The 1090-nt window shown below is 52.1% G+C and carries 2 protein-coding genes; one reads left to right on the forward strand and one right to left on the reverse strand.

The features are described from left to right. On the forward strand, positions 1-214 hold a 214-nt coding region (locus ACP4J3_RS50740; RefSeq protein WP_426545085.1), incomplete at its 5' end, for a hypothetical protein. Here the strand turns inward: ACP4J3_RS50740 and ACP4J3_RS50745 are convergent. Continuing rightward, positions 208-905 (reverse strand): IS1-like element IS1A family transposase gene (locus tag ACP4J3_RS50745; RefSeq protein WP_426545087.1). Its coding sequence is split into 2 segments (ribosomal slippage): positions 208-656 and positions 656-905, totalling 699 coding nucleotides; the frame shifts between segments, so codons are not numbered across the junction. The two genes, ACP4J3_RS50740 and ACP4J3_RS50745, sit on opposite strands and share 7 nt — an antisense overlap. Positions 906-1090 lie beyond the last annotated feature (185 nt).

Raw genomic sequence — 1090 nt, forward strand, 5'->3', positions numbered from 1 at the left:
AGATATCGATTCTCTGTCTGCCGGAAAGATAAATCGCGTTCCGCCGACCACCACTCCTGCCCGCAATTCACCCGCCACCAGCAGCGATAAAACGGCGAAAATCAAGAGCGCCAATCTGTTCCACGTATTAGTCATAATGAAGTACAAATGTCGCGCTGGCATTCACTTTACCCGACTGCACATCGCTATTGAGGTAATGACTCCAACTTACTGATAGTGTTTTATGTTCAGATAATGCCCGATGACTTTGTCATGCAGCTCCACCGATTTTGAGAACGACAGCGACTTCCGTCCCAGCCGTGCCAGGTGCTGCCTCAGATTCAGGTTATGCCGCTCAATTCGCTGCGTATATCGCTTGCTGATTACGTGCAGCTTTCCCTTCAGGCGGGATTCATACAGCGGCCAGCCATCCGTCATCCATATCACCACGTCAAAGGGTGACAGCAGGCTCATAAGACGCCCCAGCGTCGCCATAGTGCGTTCACCGAATACGTGCGCAACAACCGTCTTCCGGAGACTGTCATACGCGTAAAACAGCCAGCGCTGGCGCGATTGAGCCCCGACGTATCCCCACTGTTCGTCCATTTCCGCGCAGACGATGACGTCACTGCCCGGCTGTATGCGCGAGGTTACCGACTGCGGCCTGAGTTTTTTAAGTGACGTAAAACCGTGTTGAGGCCAACGCCCATAATGCGTGCACTGGCGCGACATCCGACGCCATTCATGGCCATATCAATGATTTTCTGGTGCGTACCGGGCTGAGAGGCGGTGTAAGTGAACTGTAGTTGCCATGTTTTACGGCAATGAGAGCAGAGATAGCGCTGATGTCCGGCAGTGCTTTTGCCGTTACGCACCACCCCGTCAGTAGCTGAACAGGAGGGACAGCTGATAGAAACAGAAGCCACTGGAGCACCTCAAAAACACCATCATACACTAAATCAGTAAGTTGGCAGCATTACCTGTCGCCTTTCTGACGGGTATTGCGGGCGCTCTTCAGACTCCTACCCTAAGTATATTCCTCGCAGATGAACTGAAAGCCCGTCCTATAATGGTAGGTTTTTTCTTCACCGGTAGCGCTATTATGGGAATT

Origin of the sequence: Streptomyces sp. UG1 (assembly GCF_049974585.1) — a bacterium.
GTDB lineage: Bacteria > Actinomycetota > Actinomycetes > Streptomycetales > Streptomycetaceae > Streptomyces.